Source organism: Bartonella sp. AP9QHHD, assembly GCF_042195625.1.
Taxonomy (GTDB): domain Bacteria; phylum Pseudomonadota; class Alphaproteobacteria; order Rhizobiales; family Rhizobiaceae; genus Bartonella.
In genome coordinates this window covers 91,507-109,942 of the sequence record NZ_JBHIOP010000046.1, presented here as the reverse complement: position 1 = coordinate 109,942, position 18,436 = coordinate 91,507, and the positions used below count along the sequence as shown (strand labels likewise).

General features: G+C 36.3%; 17 protein-coding genes. 11 read left to right on the top strand and 6 right to left on the bottom strand.

What is annotated here, in order from left to right; genetic code table 11:
* From ACFIK4_RS03535 to ACFIK4_RS03510, 6 genes are all read left to right on the top strand, one after another.
* Window positions 1-323 (top strand): hypothetical protein (locus ACFIK4_RS03535; RefSeq protein ID WP_375674996.1); only part of this gene is annotated, 323 nt, incomplete at its 5' end.
* 63 nt (window positions 324-386) lie between these two features.
* The gene (locus ACFIK4_RS03530; protein WP_375674994.1) at window positions 387-1,049 is read left to right on the top strand and encodes a lysozyme; all 663 of its coding nucleotides are present in this window, start codon (window positions 387-389) and stop codon (window positions 1,047-1,049) included.
* A complete protein-coding gene (locus tag ACFIK4_RS03525) occupies window positions 1,046-1,273 on the top strand; it encodes a hypothetical protein (protein WP_375611041.1) in 228 nt (75 codons plus the stop codon). Before ACFIK4_RS03530 ends, ACFIK4_RS03525 begins: the two co-directional genes overlap by 4 nt.
* A 116-nt stretch (window positions 1,274-1,389) precedes the next feature.
* Complete coding sequence (locus tag ACFIK4_RS03520; RefSeq protein ID WP_375674992.1) at window positions 1,390-1,620, top strand: hypothetical protein; 231 nt, start codon at window positions 1,390-1,392, stop codon at window positions 1,618-1,620.
* A gap of 147 nt (window positions 1,621-1,767) precedes the next feature.
* The gene (locus ACFIK4_RS03515; RefSeq protein WP_375610409.1) at window positions 1,768-2,142 is read left to right on the top strand and encodes a helix-turn-helix domain-containing protein; all 375 of its coding nucleotides are present in this window, start codon (window positions 1,768-1,770) and stop codon (window positions 2,140-2,142) included.
* 607 nt (window positions 2,143-2,749) lie between these two features.
* Window positions 2,750-3,115 (top strand): response regulator, encoded by a 366-nt coding sequence (locus ACFIK4_RS03510; protein ID WP_273724078.1) that lies wholly within the window; start codon window positions 2,750-2,752, stop codon window positions 3,113-3,115.
* A gap of 311 nt (window positions 3,116-3,426) precedes the next feature.
* Here the strand turns inward: ACFIK4_RS03510 and rpsI are convergent, their stop codons facing one another.
* Entirely contained in the window at window positions 3,427-3,912 is a 486-nt protein-coding gene (gene rpsI / locus ACFIK4_RS03505) for a 30S ribosomal protein S9 (protein ID WP_015856545.1), read from the bottom strand.
* A gap of 2 nt (window positions 3,913-3,914) precedes the next feature.
* Window positions 3,915-4,379, bottom strand: coding sequence for a 50S ribosomal protein L13 (rplM, locus tag ACFIK4_RS03500; RefSeq protein ID WP_015856544.1), 465 nt, complete (start codon window positions 4,377-4,379; stop codon window positions 3,915-3,917).
* 296 nt (window positions 4,380-4,675) lie between these two features.
* Between rplM and recJ the strand changes: the two genes are divergently transcribed.
* Window positions 4,676-6,460: a single-stranded-DNA-specific exonuclease RecJ gene (gene recJ / locus ACFIK4_RS03495; protein WP_375611494.1), complete on the top strand. Its 1,785-nt coding sequence runs from the start codon at window positions 4,676-4,678 to the stop codon at window positions 6,458-6,460.
* Window positions 6,461-6,477: 17 nt separating this feature from the next.
* On the opposite strand, the gene parE is transcribed toward recJ, so the two are convergent.
* The 4 genes from parE to ACFIK4_RS03475 form a co-directional block, all read right to left on the bottom strand.
* The gene (gene parE, locus ACFIK4_RS03490; protein WP_375632404.1) at window positions 6,478-8,544 is read right to left on the bottom strand and encodes a DNA topoisomerase IV subunit B; all 2,067 of its coding nucleotides are present in this window, start codon (window positions 8,542-8,544) and stop codon (window positions 6,478-6,480) included.
* A gap of 81 nt (window positions 8,545-8,625) precedes the next feature.
* Window positions 8,626-9,363: a lipoyl(octanoyl) transferase LipB gene (lipB, locus tag ACFIK4_RS03485; protein WP_375629025.1), complete on the bottom strand. Its 738-nt coding sequence runs from the start codon at window positions 9,361-9,363 to the stop codon at window positions 8,626-8,628.
* Window positions 9,364-9,510: 147 nt separating this feature from the next.
* Window positions 9,511-10,362, bottom strand: a complete 852-nt coding sequence (locus tag ACFIK4_RS03480; RefSeq protein ID WP_375674989.1) for a TPM domain-containing protein — start codon at window positions 10,360-10,362, stop codon at window positions 9,511-9,513.
* The gene (locus ACFIK4_RS03475) at window positions 10,362-10,988 is read right to left on the bottom strand and encodes a LemA family protein (protein WP_375629028.1); all 627 of its coding nucleotides are present in this window, start codon (window positions 10,986-10,988) and stop codon (window positions 10,362-10,364) included. The genes ACFIK4_RS03480 and ACFIK4_RS03475 overlap by 1 nt, the downstream gene beginning before the upstream one ends.
* A gap of 421 nt (window positions 10,989-11,409) precedes the next feature.
* Here ACFIK4_RS03475 and ACFIK4_RS03470 point away from each other — a divergent pair, with 421 nt between their 5' ends.
* From ACFIK4_RS03470 to ACFIK4_RS03455, 4 genes are all read left to right on the top strand, one after another.
* Window positions 11,410-12,186, top strand: coding sequence for a class I SAM-dependent methyltransferase (locus ACFIK4_RS03470; protein ID WP_375632401.1), 777 nt, complete (start codon window positions 11,410-11,412; stop codon window positions 12,184-12,186).
* A gap of 1,314 nt (window positions 12,187-13,500) precedes the next feature.
* Entirely contained in the window at window positions 13,501-15,039 is a 1,539-nt protein-coding gene (gene hutH / locus ACFIK4_RS03465) for a histidine ammonia-lyase (RefSeq protein ID WP_375629031.1), read from the top strand.
* Between the two features lie 399 nt (window positions 15,040-15,438).
* Window positions 15,439-15,798, top strand: a complete 360-nt coding sequence (locus ACFIK4_RS03460; protein ID WP_375613125.1) for a hypothetical protein — start codon at window positions 15,439-15,441, stop codon at window positions 15,796-15,798.
* Window positions 15,799-16,246: 448 nt separating this feature from the next.
* Window positions 16,247-17,629 carry an amino acid permease gene (locus ACFIK4_RS03455; RefSeq protein WP_375674986.1) on the top strand — a complete coding sequence of 461 codons (1,383 nt, stop codon included), beginning with the start codon at window positions 16,247-16,249 and terminating at the stop codon, window positions 17,627-17,629.
* The last annotated feature ends 807 nt before the right edge of the window (window positions 17,630-18,436 follow it).

The following is an 18,436-nucleotide window of genomic DNA, read 5'->3' as shown; positions in this document are numbered from 1 at the left end:
AATATCCAGAACATTTAAATAGCAAAGAAGATTATCTGAACATGCTTTCTTTTGACAAAGTTGAAACAGTAAGAAGGCTAGAGATGCTTTTGACAACGCGTTTTTATTGGTTTTTTGTCAAAGAACTCAGTGAAGGGGAAGAGGGGGTAGAAGATGATACGCATAAGGTTTGTCGAACAACAGAAATACCGTTTGATTCAAATGGTGATTTTGTCGAAAAGCGTTGTCAGTATGAATTACAGGAAAGTGAATATGCGCCGCTCTTTCAGCTTGGCTTTGGTGTTGACGAAGTCGAGCAACTGATCAAAGAGCATAGCCAATAGAGATCATAAGAAAACATTTTTATCCAGCTCCACTTTTGTGGGGCTTTTTTTATGGAGCGTCAGATGAGAAAGATATCGAAAGAAGGATTAGAGCTTATCAAACAATGGGAAGGTTTGCGTTTAGAGGCATATAGAGACACGGCATGTATCTGGACGATTGGTTATGGTCACACCAGCAATGCGGGTCACCCCCTTGTCAAAAAAGGCATGTGTATTAGCCAAAAGCAAGCAGAAGAAATCCTTTGTGAAGACTTAAAGCAATTTGAGAAGACGGTAGAGGAATCGGTGACGGTTTCGTTAACGGATTGCCAATTCGCGGCATTGGTCTCATTTTGCTATAATGTAGGAACAGCTGCTTTTCGCAAGTCAACCTTGTTGAAGAAGCTTAATCAAGGCGATTATGAAGCCGTACCCTTAGAATTACAGAAATGGAATAAGGTCGGTGGGAAGCCTCTTGCGGGTTTAGCTAACCGTCGAGCAGCAGAAGCGGGATTATGGGTAAAAGGGGCTTATGTTTCTTCGAATTATCAAAGGGTAGAAACGAAAACGGCAACCGGACTTCTTAAAATAGAAGCACTTGCCCCGATTATAGGGTCTTGTTCAGGTTTTGGCGGCTTGTTAGCAGGCAATGGTCCGGTGCAATGGGCTTTAGCAGGCATCATGGTTTTAGCGGCTGTAACGGGCATAGTGATTGTCGCCAAGCGGTTTGGGGAGCAACGCTTATGATTTTTTGGCTAAAGAAATATTCTCTTATGTTTACAGCGGCTTTAGCCGTTTTTTTTATGGCTTTAGCCAAGGCGTTTCAGCTTGGCAAGCAAAGCGAACGGCAAAAGCAAACAGAGAATGCTTTAAAGACAGCAACAACCCGTCTTGAGGTAGAAAATGAAGTTAATCGAAAAAGTGATGCTGGTGTGCGCTCTGAACTTTCTCGTTGGGTGCGCGGCAAATAGGTCTGTTTCTTGTGGTGGCTGGTTGCCCATTTATTTGGATAATCAGGATGTTGCGGTCATCAGTTCCAACCTTGCAAGAGATATTTTGAAGCATAACAAGCAGGGAGCCCATTTATGTGGTTGGAAAGATGGTCAAGAAACGAAGCAGCAAAGATAAAGGTCTTACAGAAACAGAACAACAGCTCCTTCACGAGATGATAGAGACCTATCAAGGCTTAAAGATGATGTCACGCATCATGAAATTGATTGCCTTCATTCTCTTTATGTTTGTAATAGATTTTTCCCGTTGCGTGGACGCCATAGAGAATAGCTTCTCACATCTTAAAAGATGGTTAACAAAAAGTTAGCTATCTTAGAATAGCGATCCTTTGGACCTCTGGTTTTGCTAAAAAATCACCCCGAAAAGAACTCTTGATTCGTAATAATTGAAGAAAATCATAAAAAGATTTGTTAGAATCAGAAGAAAATATTTCTTCTCTAATAGGACTTTTTATATGGTTACATCTTTTGGTAAAATTTTACGGAAACTTCGCATTGATCACTCAGAACGCCTCTTAGATATGGCTAAGAAATTAGACATATCTGTAGCATTTTTATCTTCTGTCGAGATTGGCAAAAAATCTGTTCCTGTAGGACTGGAGGAAAAGATCATAGAGCTTTATGGTTTAGATAAAGAGAAGGCTTTACTCTTAAAAAAAGAAGCCTATTCTTGTCGAAAAAGCATCATCATAAAGCCTTCTACTCCGTTGCAACGTGAAGCTGTTGTTGCGTTTATGAGACTTTTAGATGGCTTACATCAAGAAGCGTTAGCAGACTTCAAAGAAACATTAGAAACATTGTGCGAAGCGTGCTTTATAGAGAAATGTTAAAAATCCTATTCCCTAACTTTTATTTACGCGTCCCTCACTGTAAAAAAGCTGTATAAATACAGCAAGTTATTTTTACATAAAACTTATATATTATTCTGTTATTGAATGTTTTATATTAAATAAACCGTGATATTTAATCACGGTTTATTTATTTTTTTAATCTTAATGACCTTGATAAGTTTATCCTTTTATATCATTAAGATATTGTTTTGTGGATGCCAGTATATGGTGCATTAAATTCAGCTAATCAGTTGCTTTTTAAATTTACTTAAATTTTTTTCTCTTCAAAATGCGCATTTGAGCTAAGTTTGTGGTTGATATTTTTTTTATGATGAAAACGCGAATGCATTAATTGAGATATCCATAAACTTTGTATATCAACTCAAAAAATACAAGGTCACACAATCTTACGACTATTTGTGGGTTTTATGTTGATGAACTGAATAAGTATAGCGATGCGTCTTACAAATATTTGCAAAAATGCTTTTATTGGAATCTTTTAATCTCTTTGTGGTTTACAATTCATTTTATCATTTTATCTTAAGCAAAGAGAATGTGGATTCATTTCTATTTCGCTATTTTATCTGAGAAGGGTGGAGTTATACGAATGTCAAAAAAAGTCATGATCGTGGAAGATAATGAGCTTAATATGAAGTTATTTCGCGATCTTGTAGAAGCGAGTGGTTATGAAACCGTTGAAACACGTAATGGTCTTATGGCATTAGATTTGGCGCGTTCATCAATGCCATCTCTTATCCTTGTGGATATCCAGTTGCCAGAGGTCTCTGGAATAGATGTTATTAAACAATTAAAAGAAGATGAAGAACTTCGATCAATCCCCGTTGTTGCTGTAACAGCTTTTGCTATGAAAGGCGATGAGGAGCGAATTCGTGCCAGTGGATGTGAAGAATATATGTCAAAGCCTATTTCTGTCCCTCATTTTATTACAATGGTAAAGCATTTCTTGGACTAAAGCTTGTTAAGTGATGATAGAAAAAATATTGAAAAGCTTATAAGATTGCTAAAGTTGTCGCGTAAATATTTTTGTGCTTTAGCACGTCGATATATTACAAGTTAGTAAAACAGATTTAAAAAATTGAAACTGAAGTTTTGAATTTTTTCGGTCTATTTTTCTTGCCTTTTATCTTAAGAGAAGAGGTTGTTTTGCATTCTTGTTTTTTCTAATCGGTATAGATTTGTTCCTACATTCATCTAAAAGTCTGTTTTAGCAGTTTAAAAAAGCCCCGTTTTTGTCCGAGGCTTTATGCATTGCAAAAATTGAAATTAACGCTTTGAGAATTGGAAAGAACGACGTGCTTTTGCTTTACCGTATTTTTTACGTTCAACAACACGACTATCACGGGTAAGAAACCCACCTTTTTTCAAGATTGAGCGAAGTTCTGGTTCGTAATAGGTTAAAGCTTTGGAAATGCCATGGCGCACTGCACCGGCTTGTCCAGAAAGACCACCGCCTGCAACGGTTGCAATAATATCAAACTGGGTATCCCTATTTGTTGCAACAATTGGTTGACGAAGAATCATTCTAAGAACAGGACGAGCAAAATATTTGTCAAATTCCTTATTGTTGATCGTGATTTTTCCAGAACCTGGTTTAATCCATACACGCGCAACAGCGTCTTTACGCTTTCCTGTTGCGTAAGCACGTCCTTGTGAATCAAGCTTCTGCACGTGAACAGGAACAACATTTTCATGTGTTTCTGTAATACTTGTTACTATGCTAAGCTCAGAAAGAGAATTAATTTCAGCCATAATCAAGCAATCCTTTTGTTTTTGCGGTTTAAAGCACCAACGTCAAGAGATTCAGGCTGTTGTGCTTCATGTGGATGTTGGCTTCCAGCGTAAACACGTAGATTCTTCAATTGACGGCGACCAAGAGGTCCACGAGGAATCATACGCTCTACCGCTTTTTCAATAACGCGTTCGGGAAAACGCCCCTCAAGAAGTTGACGTGCTGTACGTTGTTTGATTCCACCAATATAGCCGGTATGCCAATAATATTTTTTATCCGTATATTTTTTGCCAGTGAGAGCTATTTTATCTGCATTAATGACAATAACGTTGTCACCATCATCAACATGTGGAGTAAATGTAGCTTTATGTTTGCCACGTAAGCGGTTAGCAACAAATGTGGCAAGACGACCTAAAACAAGGTTTTCTGCGTCAATAATAACCCATTTTTTCACCACTTCAGTTGGCTTTTGTGAAAAAGTTGCCATAGAAGTATCCTTTATTAGAACCCTTTTAATATAAGGGAATTTTTACTGTTTTGCGTTGAAAATTGTTACCATAGCGAAATATTTAACGCATACTACTTGCTCTGATATAATGTCTTTTGATTGACGTCAAGAGAAAATAAAAACTTTATAAAACAACATGTTACAAGAAAGGTATTATAATACCCCATTAAAAGAAGTTTGTAGACCATTTAAACTTAAAATGAATGTTGCAAAAGACTATTTTATCTTTAACGCATGATTGTATTTTATCGTTCTTCATTATAAAATAAGAAATAATGCAGTGGTCTCGTTATTTTCTCAATGTTGAATCTTCTGCTTGTGGTCAAGCTTGGTTAGATGCCCTTGATGTTCAAGGGATAAATAACGCGCGCGCTATTTCTCAAAAATTTGGCTTTCCAGATCAGTTAGCTCGAGTACTTTCAGCAAGAGATGTGGATGAAGCTGAGGCTGTTGCTTTTATTAATCCAACATTGCGTACGCTTATGCCTGATCCAGAAAGTTTTAGGGATATGCAATGCGCTGCAGAGCGCATTGTTAAGGCTCTTCTCAATCAAGAACAGGTTGCTGTGTTTGGTGATTATGATGTTGATGGTGCTTGTTCATCGGCACTCATAGCACGTTTTTTTCGTTATTTTGGTATTGAAGTCAAAATTTATATTCCTGATCGTATTGTTGAAGGCTATGGTCCGAATGAACAAGCAATGAGGATGCTTGTGCAAGAAGGCGCTCGGTTAATCATCACTGTTGATTGTGGTGCAAACAGTCCTGATGCCGTAAAAGCAGCGAGGCTTGCTGGTGCTGATGTTGTGATTTTAGATCATCATCAAATGTCAGAGATTCATCAAGAAGCTGTTGCTCTTGTCAATCCTAATCGTCCTGATGATTTTTCTAAACAGGGGCATTTATGTGCAGCTGGCGTTGTTTTTGTTACGTTAGCTTGGGTTCATCATTTGCTGCGGAAAAAACAATTCCAAGGACCGCTGCCTGATCTTTTAAGTATGCTTGATCTTGTTGCATTGGCAACCATATGTGATGTCGTTCCATTACAGGGGGTTAACCGTGCTTTTGTGTTAAAAGGGCTTCAAGTTGCTCGTTCTATGCATAATCTAGGAATAACAGCTTTAACAAAGGTTGCACGAATAGGGGAGCCGCTTAATAGTTTTCATTTAGGCTTTTTATTAGGTCCTAGAATTAATGCAGGAGGGCGCATTGGTGATCAAGCTTTGGGAGCACGTTTGCTTAGCTGTGAGAATAAAGATGAAGCGGACAGAATAGCAGAACAATTAGATCGGCTTAATCAAGAACGCCAAGAAATGGAGAACATTCAATTAGCACAAGCGGAATCTTACATTTCTTCTCTTTATCAAGATCAAGAAATACCATTGTCACTTGTAATTTCTCATAAAGAATGGCATCCGGGAATTATTGGTATTCTTGCTTCCCGCCTTAAAGAGCGTTTTTTTTGCCCTGTTTTTGCTATTGCTTTGAAAGAAGATGGAAATGGCGTAGGGTCGGGACGCTCAATTAATGGTATAGATTTAGGAGCACTCGTTCGTGAAGCTGTTACATTAAATTTATTAGAAAAAGGAGGGGGACATAGTATGGCAGCAGGAATTACAATTCAATCAACAAAAATTGAAATTTTTCGAAAATGGCTAGAAGAAAAAGTTTCTTTAATGGTTTCACAGTTGCGTGCAAAAAAATCTCTTAGTATAGATGGTTCTCTTTCTGCTTCTGGTGTTAATGAAGCGCTGTTTGAATTGCTTGAAAAAGCAGGGCCATTTGGGGCAGGGAATGCAACACCTGTTTTTGTTCTTCCCTCTCATCGACTGGTGAATCTATCTGAAGTTGGTAAAGGACATCTTCGCCTCATTGTATCTAATGTTGAAGGAAAAAAACTACAAGGAATAGCTTTTCGTGCTGTAGGGACATCGCTAGGTGATTTTCTTTTTGAAAATATTGGTGAAATGATTCATTTAGCTGGTCATCTTAGTTTGAATTATTGGAATGGAACGATCAATCCGCAACTGCGCGTGATTGACGCAGCTGCAGTGGTTTGAAAGGGATATTTTTTATATTAGATGTCTAGATTAGAAGCAAAAGTAGAGTTTTCTTGTATGAAACGAAATCGTGCTTCTGGTTTTGTTCCCATGAGACTTTCTACAGTCTTTTTCGTTTCTTGCATTTCCACGGCATCAATAGAAACACGAAGCAATGTACGTTTTTGAGGATGCATAGTCGTTTCTTTAAGTTGTTCTGCGCGCATTTCACCCAGCCCTTTAAAACGCCCGATTTCGATTTTAGCTTTTCCAGTAAATTCAGTTTTGAGCAATTCATCCTTATGAATGTCGTCACGAGCATAAGCAACTTTTCCTCCTTGCGATATTCTATAAAGGGGAGGGACGGCAAGATATAAATGTCCCTGATGAATAAGGTCAGGCATTTCTTGAAAGAAGAAGGTAATGAGCAGTGACGCAATATGAGCACCATCAACATCAGCATCTGTCATGATGATAATACGTTCATATCTGAGATCTTTTTCACGATACTTGGAGCGTGTTCCACATCCAAGAGCAAGGATAAGATCGCTAATTGTTTGGCTTGAGTTCATTTTTTCATGTGCAGCACTGGCGACATTTAAGATTTTACCACGAAGAGGTAAAATTGCTTGGTTTGCTCTATTTCTTGCTTGTTTAGCAGATCCTCCTGCAGAATCCCCTTCAACAATGAATAGTTCAGCACCCAAAGCATGGTTCTGGCTACAATCTGCAAGTTTACCGGGCAGACGTAATTTACGGACAGCAGTTTTTCGACTTATTTCTCTATCTTGGCGTCGTCTAACACGTTCTTCAGCACGTTCGATAACCCAATCGAGAAGTTTTGTTGCTTCTTGTGGGGAATTTGCTAACCAATGATCAAAAGGATCGCGGATTGCATTCTCAACGATACGCTGTGCTTCAATGGTTGCTAATCGATCTTTTGTTTGTCCAACAAATTCAGGGTTACTGATAAAGACTGAAAGTATTGCGGCTGTTGAAATCATAATATCGTCAGACGTAATAATCGTTGCGCGCTTGTTTCCTATTAACTCAGCGTAGGATTTCAATCCACGCAAAAGAGCTTGACGTAATCCTATTTCATGTGTTCCGCCTTCTCCTGTAGGAATCGTATTGCAGTAAGATTGCACACAAGAATCACCACCATGCCAAGCGATAGCCCACTCAACGGAGCCATGGCCATTATTGTGTTGTGTTTTGCCAGAAAAAATTTCTGACGTTACTCGATATTCATCTTTTAGTGACGAAAGTAAATAGTCTTTAAGCCCATCGGGAAAATGAAAAACAGCTTTTTCAGGAATATTTTTTGCGCCTTCAAGTATGACGGGATCACAAGACCAGCGAATTTTTACGCCACCAAAAAGATAGGCTTTGGAGCATGTCATCTTATAGATTTTTTCTGGATCAAAAGCTGCTTTTTCACCAAAAATTTCATGATCAGGATGAAAACGAACGCGCGTACCACGACGATTATAAACATCTCCCAGATCTTCCAATCCAGATTGAGGAATACCGCGTGAGAAACGTTGGCGGTACAGTTTTCGTTCTCGGGCAACTTCAACTTCCATATCATCAGAAAGAGCATTGACGACAGAAATTCCTACTCCATGAAGTCCACCTGCAGTTTGATAAGCCTTTCCATCAAATTTTCCCCCTGAGTGGAGTTGTGTCATAATAACTTCAAGAGTCGATTTCTCAGGCATTTGAGGATGATTTTCAACAGGAATACCGCGTCCATTATCTGTAACGGTTATATAACCGTTCCTATCTAATGAGACCTCAATAGAATCTGCATAACCCGCAACAGCTTCATCCATCGCGTTATCAATAATTTCAGCAAATAAATGATGAAGTGCTTTACTGTCTGTTCCACCAATATACATTCCAGGGCGTAAACGTACCGGCTCTAAACCCTCAAGAACTCGAATAGAGAGGGCATTATAGTCATCTTCTTGCGTATCTTTTGCACTTTTTCTTGAAATCATCGCGTTTGATTTCATTGGAGACTGCAGAGTGTTTTCTTTTGTATTTACCCGAGATTGGGCTTTATTTAAAACACTAAAAAGATCCTTTTTGTTATCGCTCATAGCGTTTAACTATCCACCTCATAAAATCAAATATTTATTAAAATAATTTTATGCCTGTTTTTTATTTAAAAATCAATGCACTTAGGAAACATCGATTGTTGGACCAAAAATTTTTTCAAAAGCGTGTTTGAGAGCAATATCAATATCATGCATTGCTACAGGGCAACCTAGATCAAGAAAGCTTGTTACACCGTGGTTTGTAATTCCACAAGGAACAATTCCTGAATAATGGGCTAAATTAGGATTAACATTGATAGAAACTCCATGAAAACTTATCCATTTGCGCACTCGAATGCCAATAGCTGCAATTTTATCTTCGGAAGAAAGATCATTTTGTTTTGATGGGCAATGAGACTGTTTAACCCAGACACCAACGCGATCTTCTCTGCGTTCGCCTTTAATATTAAAGTTGGCAAGCATCTGTATAATCCATTCTTCTAATGCACTAATGAAAGCACGAATGTCTTGTTTCCGGCGTTTAAGATCAAGCATGATATAAGCAATACGCTGTCCTGGACCGTGATATGTAAATTCACCTCCACGTCCTGCTTCATAAACAGGGAATAAATTAGGCGCCAAAAGATCTTTTTTATTTGCACTCGTTCCCGCTGTATAAAGGGAAGGGTGTTCGAGAAGCCAAACTTGTTCATGCGCAGTTTTTGCAAGAATTTTTTCTACACGTTCTTGCATATAACGCAGAGCTTCAGGATACTCAATCAGATGATCGCTTATTTTCCATTCGACGGGTGGATTTTCTAGAATTGCATTAAAATGATGTGATAAGTGATTACGATCTGTATGTTTCAATTCACATGTCATGGGTTATATTTATCTTGATGTTTGAGTTTGTATTGTAATCAATAAAAGTGATTACAGAGTAAGGTATAGAATTGTTGAATAAAAGAGAATACGTTCATAAAATTTTATCTTAAGAAGATTTGCTACGCTTAAAAATCCACGTTCCTTTTACCATCTTCCTGTTGCACCACCACCACCTGATGATCCACCACCACCCCTAAATCCCCCTCCACCTCGAGGACCACCGAACCTTCCACCAGGATATCTGCCACCGGCACTTAAGTTAAGAAACCAAGGTGTGAAGATGATCCCCAGCCAGAGATACTTTTGTGGACCCACTTTTTTACCAAAAATCATTGCAAGAATGGGCAAAGCAACGACTATAAAGAGAATGAGAAACATAATTGCATTGATTACCATTTCTTCTTTTTCAGCTTGTTTACGTTGTTCTTCAACGATTTTAGCTTTTTCTTTGATGCGAAAAGTAAAATCAGAATCACTTTCTGTAATAACTTTGATAATTGTATCAACTGCTTCAGCAATTCCTTTTTGATAATTTCCTTCGCGAAAATTAGGAATCATGAAGCTATTAATAATGACAGAGGAAAGAGCATCTGTTAGCTCTCCTTCCAAACCATATCCAACTTCGATACGTGCTGTGCGTTCATTCGGTGCAATGACCAGTAATACACCATTATTGATCTTCTTTTGGCCTAATCCCCATGTACGAAAAAGAGAATTGCTGTACGTTTCTATATCGTTGCCCGAAAGAGTAGGGAGTGTTACAAGAACAATTTGATCTCCCGTTTTCTCTTCGAGTGCTGCCAGTTTTTTTGTCAAGTCTTCCTTGGTTGCATTATCGAGCAAATGAGCCACATCATTAACATAACCTGTTAAATGAGGAAATTTTATTTGCGAACAAGCGATACTTCCCAATGCAGCAACTAAATACAGAGAGCAGATAAAAGCCCATAATTTTGGAAATACAATACGTTGCAAAGAGTATCGAAATGATTTCATTAATTAAAATTAACCTTTGGTGTTTGTTGGCTATCAGTATCGATGGTAAAAGTTGGCATAGGTTTAGCATCACGAAACCATAATTTTGCCCAAATCATCGTCGGCATTGTTTTGAGTGCAGTATTGTAGGCACGTACTGTTTCAATATAATCGCGGCGCGCAACGGAAATACGGTTTTCTGTTCCTTCTAATTGTGATTGAAGAGCAAGAAAGTTTTGGTTTGCTTTAAGATCCGGATAGTTTTCAACAACAGCCATAAGTCGCGAAAGTGCACTTGATAAATTTGCTTGATTTTTGAGATATTGCTGCATAACTTCTGGATTATTCAACATATCTGCATTAATGTTGACTTGTGTTGCTTTAGCACGTGCTTCAATTACATTTGTGAAAACACTTTGTTCATGAGCTGCGTAAGCTTTAACTGTTTCTACAAGATTGGGGATGAGATCTATACGACGTTGATATTGATTGAGCACTTCACTCCATGCTGCATGTGCTTTTTCTTCATTTGTTGGTATCGTATTAAATCCGCACCCACTTAAAAATGGCACTAACCATGCCAAAAGAATCACGATTGGAAATTTTTTTAATATTTTAAACATTGAAGAAGTTTGTACATTTAACATAAAGATGTCTCCACAGATATTTTATGTATTATATAGGGTTTATTTTCTTGGTGGAAAGTATTTTGAACTTTATAAACAGGCGTATTTATCAATAAATTGATATCTCTCTGCGTTTTAGGTACGCTTAAGTGACTTGTTGATGTTAAAATAATAATAGTAATATAGATGTCATCTTATAAAAGATCAATAATATTTATATCAATTATTATTACAGAAAAATATATTATTTTCGTAGGAGTTTTGGGTTTCGCAACGTGCAGATAACAATTGGAAAAGAGAAAAATGTAAGTATCAATCTTATGGAAAGATAGAAGGTCAGGGCAGTTCTTATTTTCCTCCTTTAGAAGTTATGTTTAATACATTGGATAAAAAGGCTTTTTTATTATGTATGGTAGTAATTGAGAAGGAGGGTGAAAGTCCTATGATAGAAAGTGTTCAGCGGCAAAGTGAAAAGTTTGATGGATTGGCTAATGATTATGATCGTTATCGTCCTCGCTATCCCCTTACTTTATTTAAAACCATGCTCCATCCTTTTAAGAACAAAAAGCATTTGTCCATTGTGGATGTGGGTGCTGGGACAGGCATCGCATTAGAGGGAATTGTTAAATTTTTAGGAAATGAGCACCAATATCATGCTATCGATGTATCGGCAGATATGATTAAGCAGGGGCGAAAAAAATTTCCTACGGTGCAGTGGTATCAGGGCCGTGCCGAAGACCTATTGCCTCAAATTGGCGAGGTTGATCTTGTCATTGCAGCGCAAGCGTTTCAGTGGATGGATCGTCCCAAGTTGCTTTGTTCTGTTTCAGATCAACTTCGAGTCAATGGTGTCATGGCGGTTATTCAAAATAATCGTGATTTCAAGCATAGCGAATTTCTAGAGGCTTATGAGACATTGTTAGAGAAAATGAGTCCGAATTATTCCCGTTATTATCGTAATTTTGATTTTTTACAGGAAATGACTGATGGCTTTGGGGTAGATCCAGAAAAGATTTTTTTTCATACGCACAATTGGACGATGATGATCCCATCTGAAGCTTTTATTGGAATGAGCCGCTCTTCAACGCAAGCGCAACGCGCTATTGCTTGCTATGGGGAAGAATATTTGCGGCAATTGGTCGCATTGATAAAGAAATATGAAGTGCAAGGCAATTTGGAGCTTTTGTATCGAAGTGAGCTCTATATGTATGCAGGATAATCCGATATCGATGATTGCTTTTGCTCTTTTAGCACATCAGAGTGGGCGGTATTCAGGAAATTAACGCCTTATTAAGGCAGACTTTGAGGGCGAAAGTTTTTTTCTTCAGCATTCACATTGACATCTTATTACCGCTGATTTTCATTGTTCACTTGATATGAGAGAGTTTAAATAGAAAATTTATGCAGTGCATTATAGTATCGAAGCGCTTTTTTTACTGCAGTTTAACAACAGATTATTTTATAAAATAAGAAGAGGTAGATTGAATAGAAATATTTGATAATTCTTTGTTTTTATGATTGTTTTTTGTTATTAAATGAGAGTGTTTTTAATAAATTTTGACAAAAACAACTGAAAAAGTACAAAAAATTATCATAATCAGAAATTTGTAGTAAAAAAGGTAATGGCTTGGAAGCACCTTTAAAACAACTCATTTTGAAATTATCTCTAAATTCAGATTCAATATAACAAAAAAGTAAAATATAAATATGCTATATGAAGCATTTCTCTGTTTAAAAGATATAATATAAAACAATATATTAATTATTTTTTTTTGATATAAGAAAACTTCTTTTATTTTCTATTTTAAATAACGGGTTAGGCCGATTCTTATGTGGTTTTATTGAAGATGTGTTTTTCAAGGTTTAATCTGGCGCTTTAAATACAATTTTAGAAGTCGCAAATAAGCTCAATTTCTTCTCTGTTGTGATGTGTTAAATAAGTTTTTTAATTTTCTATAGAGTTTGATTTTTGCAATTATGATAGATTGTGACAGCTATCTATTTAAGGTTTTTATAAGTTTAGTAAGAATAGCTTGATAATAAATCCATTGATTTTTTCATCTTTACGCTTCATAAAAGAATAAGCCTGCACCATCACGCACTTTGTCATTTCCCAATGTTGCGACAGTCCTTGACATGGTTTATAAGAGGAGTAGTCCTTTTTTGTACAGTTTATCCATACGCCAATTTCGCTTATGACGTGCAAGCGAATGGTTTTGATTGATTCAACATACACAGATTTGGAATGAGAGAGTTTTAAGATATTCAGCTCTCTCATTTAATATGAATCATGCTAGATTATAATTATAAATTAATGCGTTATCTATTTTTAAAATCCATGACCTTGGTTGTGTTTGTCAATATTTCATTTTCATTTATCGTCAACTATTCTACTTTTGGATAATAACTCCATTGTAAGGAATACCTTTAAGAAAGCATTCTCGCTTTAAAGAGTCGTTATAGTTTTTTTTGTTTTATAGAAGGATCAATAATGCTAAACGTTATACTTTGATAAAAAAAAAGAAAGTAGATTATGACTATTATACTGAAACCGAGCGAGGTGACGCTTAGTGAGCTTGCAGCTATTTATTTTAATGGTGAAGTGAGTAAACTTCATAATGACACGCATTTAGCTATCGAGAAAGGGGCTCAGCGCATTGCTGAAATTGCTGCTGGAAGTGAGCCTGTGTACGGTATTAATACTGGTTTTGGGAAGTTGGCTTCCATTAAAATTGATGCGGACGATGTCGCTGTTTTACAGAGAAACCTTATTTTGTCCCATTGTTGTGGGGTAGGAGAGCCTTTAGCTGAAAATATTGTGCGTTTGATAATGAGCTTAAAGCTTATCTCTTTAGGAAGAGGGGCTTCAGGAGTTCGTCTAGAATTGGTAAATTTGCTGGAAAATATGCTTGCAAAGGGCGTCATTCCTGTCATCCCTGAAAAAGGGTCTGTTGGTGCTTCAGGTGATCTAGCTCCACTTGCTCACATGGCGGCTGTTATGATGGGAGAAGGAGAAGCATTTTTTCAAAATATTCGTATGAGTGGGGCGGTTGCATTAGAGAAAGCGGGATTGTCCCCTATTATTTTAGAGGCAAAGGAAGGTCTAGCTCTTATTAATGGAACTCAAACATCAACAGCCCTTGCACTTGCTGGTCTTTTTCGAGGTTATCGGGCATTGTGTGGTGGATTGTTGGCAGGGGCTTTGACGACAGATGCTATCATGGGATCAACGGCGCCATTTCATCCTGATATCCATATTTTACGAGGACATTATGGGCAGATTGCTGTATCGAAAACATTAGAAAAGCTTGTAGAGGATTCAGAAATTCGTGCAGCACATTTACGGGGGGATGAGCGTGTACAAGATCCTTATTGTATACGTTGCCAGCCACAGGTCATGGGGGCATGTTTTGATATTTTGCTGGCAGCAGCAAAAACACTGATTATTGAAGCAAATGCTGTTACAGATAATCCATTGATTTTAAGGAATGGTGAAGTTGTATCAGGTGGGAATTTTCATGCTGAACCTGTAGCGTTTGCTGCTGATCAGATTGCTCTTGCTTTATGTGAAATAGGATCTATTTCTCAACGGCGTATTGCTCTTATGGTTGATCCAGCAGTTTCTTATGGACTTCCAGCTTTTTTAGCGCATAATGCGGGTCTTAATTCAGGTTTTATGATTGCTGAAGTAACAGCGGCAGCTTTAATGTCTGAAAATAAGCAAATGGCCCATCCTGCTTCCGTTGATTCAACCCCAACTTCTGCCAATCAAGAAGATCATGTTTCAATGGCTTGCCATGGAGCGCGTCGGTTATTGGTAATGAGCGAAAATCTTTTTACACTTATTGGCATTGAAACGCTTGTTGCAGCACAAGGAATTGAATATCGTGCACCTTTAAAAACAAGTACTTTTTTGCAATCCGTTATGGAATGTCTACGAAAAAATGTTGCTTCTCTTAAGGAAGATCGCTATCTGGCTCCAGATCTTCATCAAGCACATATACTTGTGCGTGAAGGGCACTTATTATCTGTTTTACCAGAAACAATTTTTCCTTCATTAAGTTTTCAATAGTATTTGTTTGAAGGTCAATGCTGAAGGGCGGATATTGAATTTTAAAACTTTCTCATATGAAAATATAGAGGAGCGATACAATATTTGAATTATTTAATAAATCATATATTTATTACTGTATATATCTGATTTTTGTAGTTAACTAGATATTATGTTATTTTATAGAAACTATAAACTTAAAGCACCTATATTTTCTGATTTATATCAGAAATTTTAATATAAGTTAAATAATATCCACGAATTATATATTCGTGATATTATATTTCTATAAATATAAATTATAATATATGTATTGTATCGAGTAAAAATAAAAGTTTTATTTTATATTATTCTTATTTGTTAATACTTTATGAATTTTATAGTTTATTTTTGATATTTAAAATAAAAAAGGAGAAAGGAATGTTTAAAAGTGCTAAATTATGTGTTTCAATAACAGTTCTTTTTTTCTCTCAAATTCTTGAGATTCATGCAAATTTTAGGAGAGGTAGCTTTCCAGAGGAAGTTTTCATTATGATAGTGGCCCAAGAGAAAGAGCCTCTTATTTCAGCGAAAAACAAAGATTTTATTGCTATATCAGGGCAAATTCCCAGAGGTAAGGAGAACGCTATCATCGGACCAACAATCAAAGATGCTCTTTTTACCGTATATTTTTTTTTCATTGGAAAGCTTGTCGTTAAGGCAGCTGGAGTCCTTAAAAGATGGGTTGTAGATACACTTTCTCATACTTTTGAAAACTTGCGAGATTCGTATTATCATTAATTGAGCTATTCAATTGGCGTAAAAAGTTTTTTTATAAGCTCAAAGAGAGTTGGCTTAAAGTAACAAAAAATTAATTGTATGCATAGTTAATGTGTTTGTTATGAATTTTTAGGCTTCTATTTCAGTGCACTGAAATAGAAGCCTAAAAGTTTAGATTACATTAAGGTTAATTTTCTCTGTAAAAAACTAGAGAATACGAAATGAATTAAATGACAATTATGAAAAAATTCATTATCACTTTATTTGAATAAAATAATACGAAATTGTAGGCTATAAAAGCTGAATAATTCGCAATAAAAGTATTTTTTCATTGTTTAGAGCAAAGTGTTGGACTGGCTGGTCTTCGGTGTTTTTTGAAATATATTTGTGAAAGAAACATGAGGCTTTATTTCTCATAGAGCTGTTATCGTGGTGTGGATTGTCAGCATTTCAAAAAGTAAGGAAAGAAATGGCAATAAATGAACTGAAAAGAGGGATGAGTAAGCGCCAAGTTATTTTTTTAGCTCTTGGTTCTGCTATTGGAACAGGTCTTTTTTATGGGTCTGCACAGGCAATTAAGCTTGCGGGTCCTAGTGTTTTGATTGCCTATTGTATTGCTGGTTTAGCTATTTTTATGGTTATGCGGGCTCTAGGAGAGATGATACTTCATAATCCATTGCCTGGTTCTTTTGCTCGTTATGCGGCAAATTACATATCACCATTAGCAGGTTTTTTAACGGGATGGACATATGTATTTGAGATGATTCTTGTTGGTTTGGCTGATATTACAGCTTTTGCGACTTATATGGGGTTTTGGTATCCTGATGTTGCTCCTTGGGTATGGGCACTGAGTATTACATTAATCATCACAGGTATTAATTTAGCGGCTGTAGAAGTCTATGGTGAACTAGAGTTTTGGCTATCTTCTATTAAAGTTATCGCTATCATTGCGATGATTATTTTAGGAATAGCAATTATTTTTTGGGGGTGGGGTGAAGGTGCAGATTTTTCTACCGTTACTGTTCATAATTTATGGAAAAATGGTGGACTTTTTCCCAATGGTTGGTTTGGTTTTTTAGCTTGCTTTAGTGTTGTTGTTTTTGCTTTTGGTGGCATAGAAATCATTGGCATGGCAGTTATGGAAGTTCAAAACCCTCATCAAACGATTTCAAAGGCAATTAATTCTACTCCAGTTCGTATTTTGCTTTTTTACGTCATGACGTTAGCTATTTTAATGTCTCTTTATCCTTGGAATGAGATTGGTCTCATGGATAGCCCTTTTGTATCCATTTTTGAAAATCTTGGGATTTCATATGCAGCAAATATTTTAAATATTGTTGTTGTTACAGCGGCTATTTCAGCAATGAATAGTGGAATGTATGGTGCTTGTCGTATGATCCATGGTTTATCGCAGGAAGGTTATGCTTTAAAAAAGTTTCAATATTTATCAAAAAACGGTATACCAGTTTTTGTTATTTTGATGATCTTCGGTATTTTTCTTCTTGGTGCTGTCCTTAATTATTTTTATCATGAAAAGTTTTTTTTTCTTATTGCTGCAATGGCAACATTTGCGACAGTTTTTGTTTGGATGATGATTCTACTTTCACAATTTTTTATGCGAATTAAGATGCCTAAAGAAGCTCAGAATGGTTTAAAATTTCCCATTCCATTTTGGCCAATAGGATCGATTTTTTCTATTTTATTTATGGTTTTTATTTTTATTCTCCTATGGTATTTTGATGAGACACGACCAGTTTTAATTATAGGTGTTATTTGGATTGCTTGGCTTGTTATTTGTTTCTATACACTTAAACTTTATAATTTTAAGCAAAAGAAGCTGAATAAAATGTGAATAGAGAAAAAACTCAAAACAAATAGCTGATGTCATCAGGAGAACAGGTGTTTGATTGTTTTCTCTAAAGGTTAGAACAATCTAGATTGAAAAAATCTGCTCGTTATTATTTTGCTTTGGAAGTTTTTGTGAGCCATTGTTTACGGTAACGACAAAATCATATAAATATTAGGCGTTTTTTTGATGGTGAGCTGTGCCATTAATATAAGTCTTTCAGGTTAAAATGCCTAACAGTGCAAATAGATTTTACCAGATACATGATTATAGGCAGATATCTTTTTCTAAACGTATTAATGAAGTTCTGTTTCACGAAAGAAGTTATTGTAAGAATTGTTTTTTAGCTCTTTAAAAAATTAGTTGTTTAAATTTTGTTGTTTAGAAAATTACTATTGCTTTTAGAAGCGAAGATAAAGTTCTTTATGTATTTTTTCTCAAAGAGGATTGGCGTTGGTAGAAAATAGTGGATAACAAAGTTACATGAGGCATTGTATCATTGTTTTTACAAAAACTTTAATAAACAGCAGCAAGGTATTACAATAAAATTTCATAGAAGAGTAAATTAAAGAGAACAATGAACGTGTGACAGTTTTACGATTCTTATTGCTCTCACAAGAGGAAGGATCAAACTTATTTTTTTAATATTGATACAAGAGTAATTTTTATCACAAGTGGAGGCGGACAAAATGCACTCCGCAACTGTATTTCGGTGCAAAATTATTCGATATTACCATAAAAGGCGCTCAAGAACACTACAACCAGCAAAAAAATCATCGGAAAGTGGCTTTTTACACGAGAAATCTTCCAATA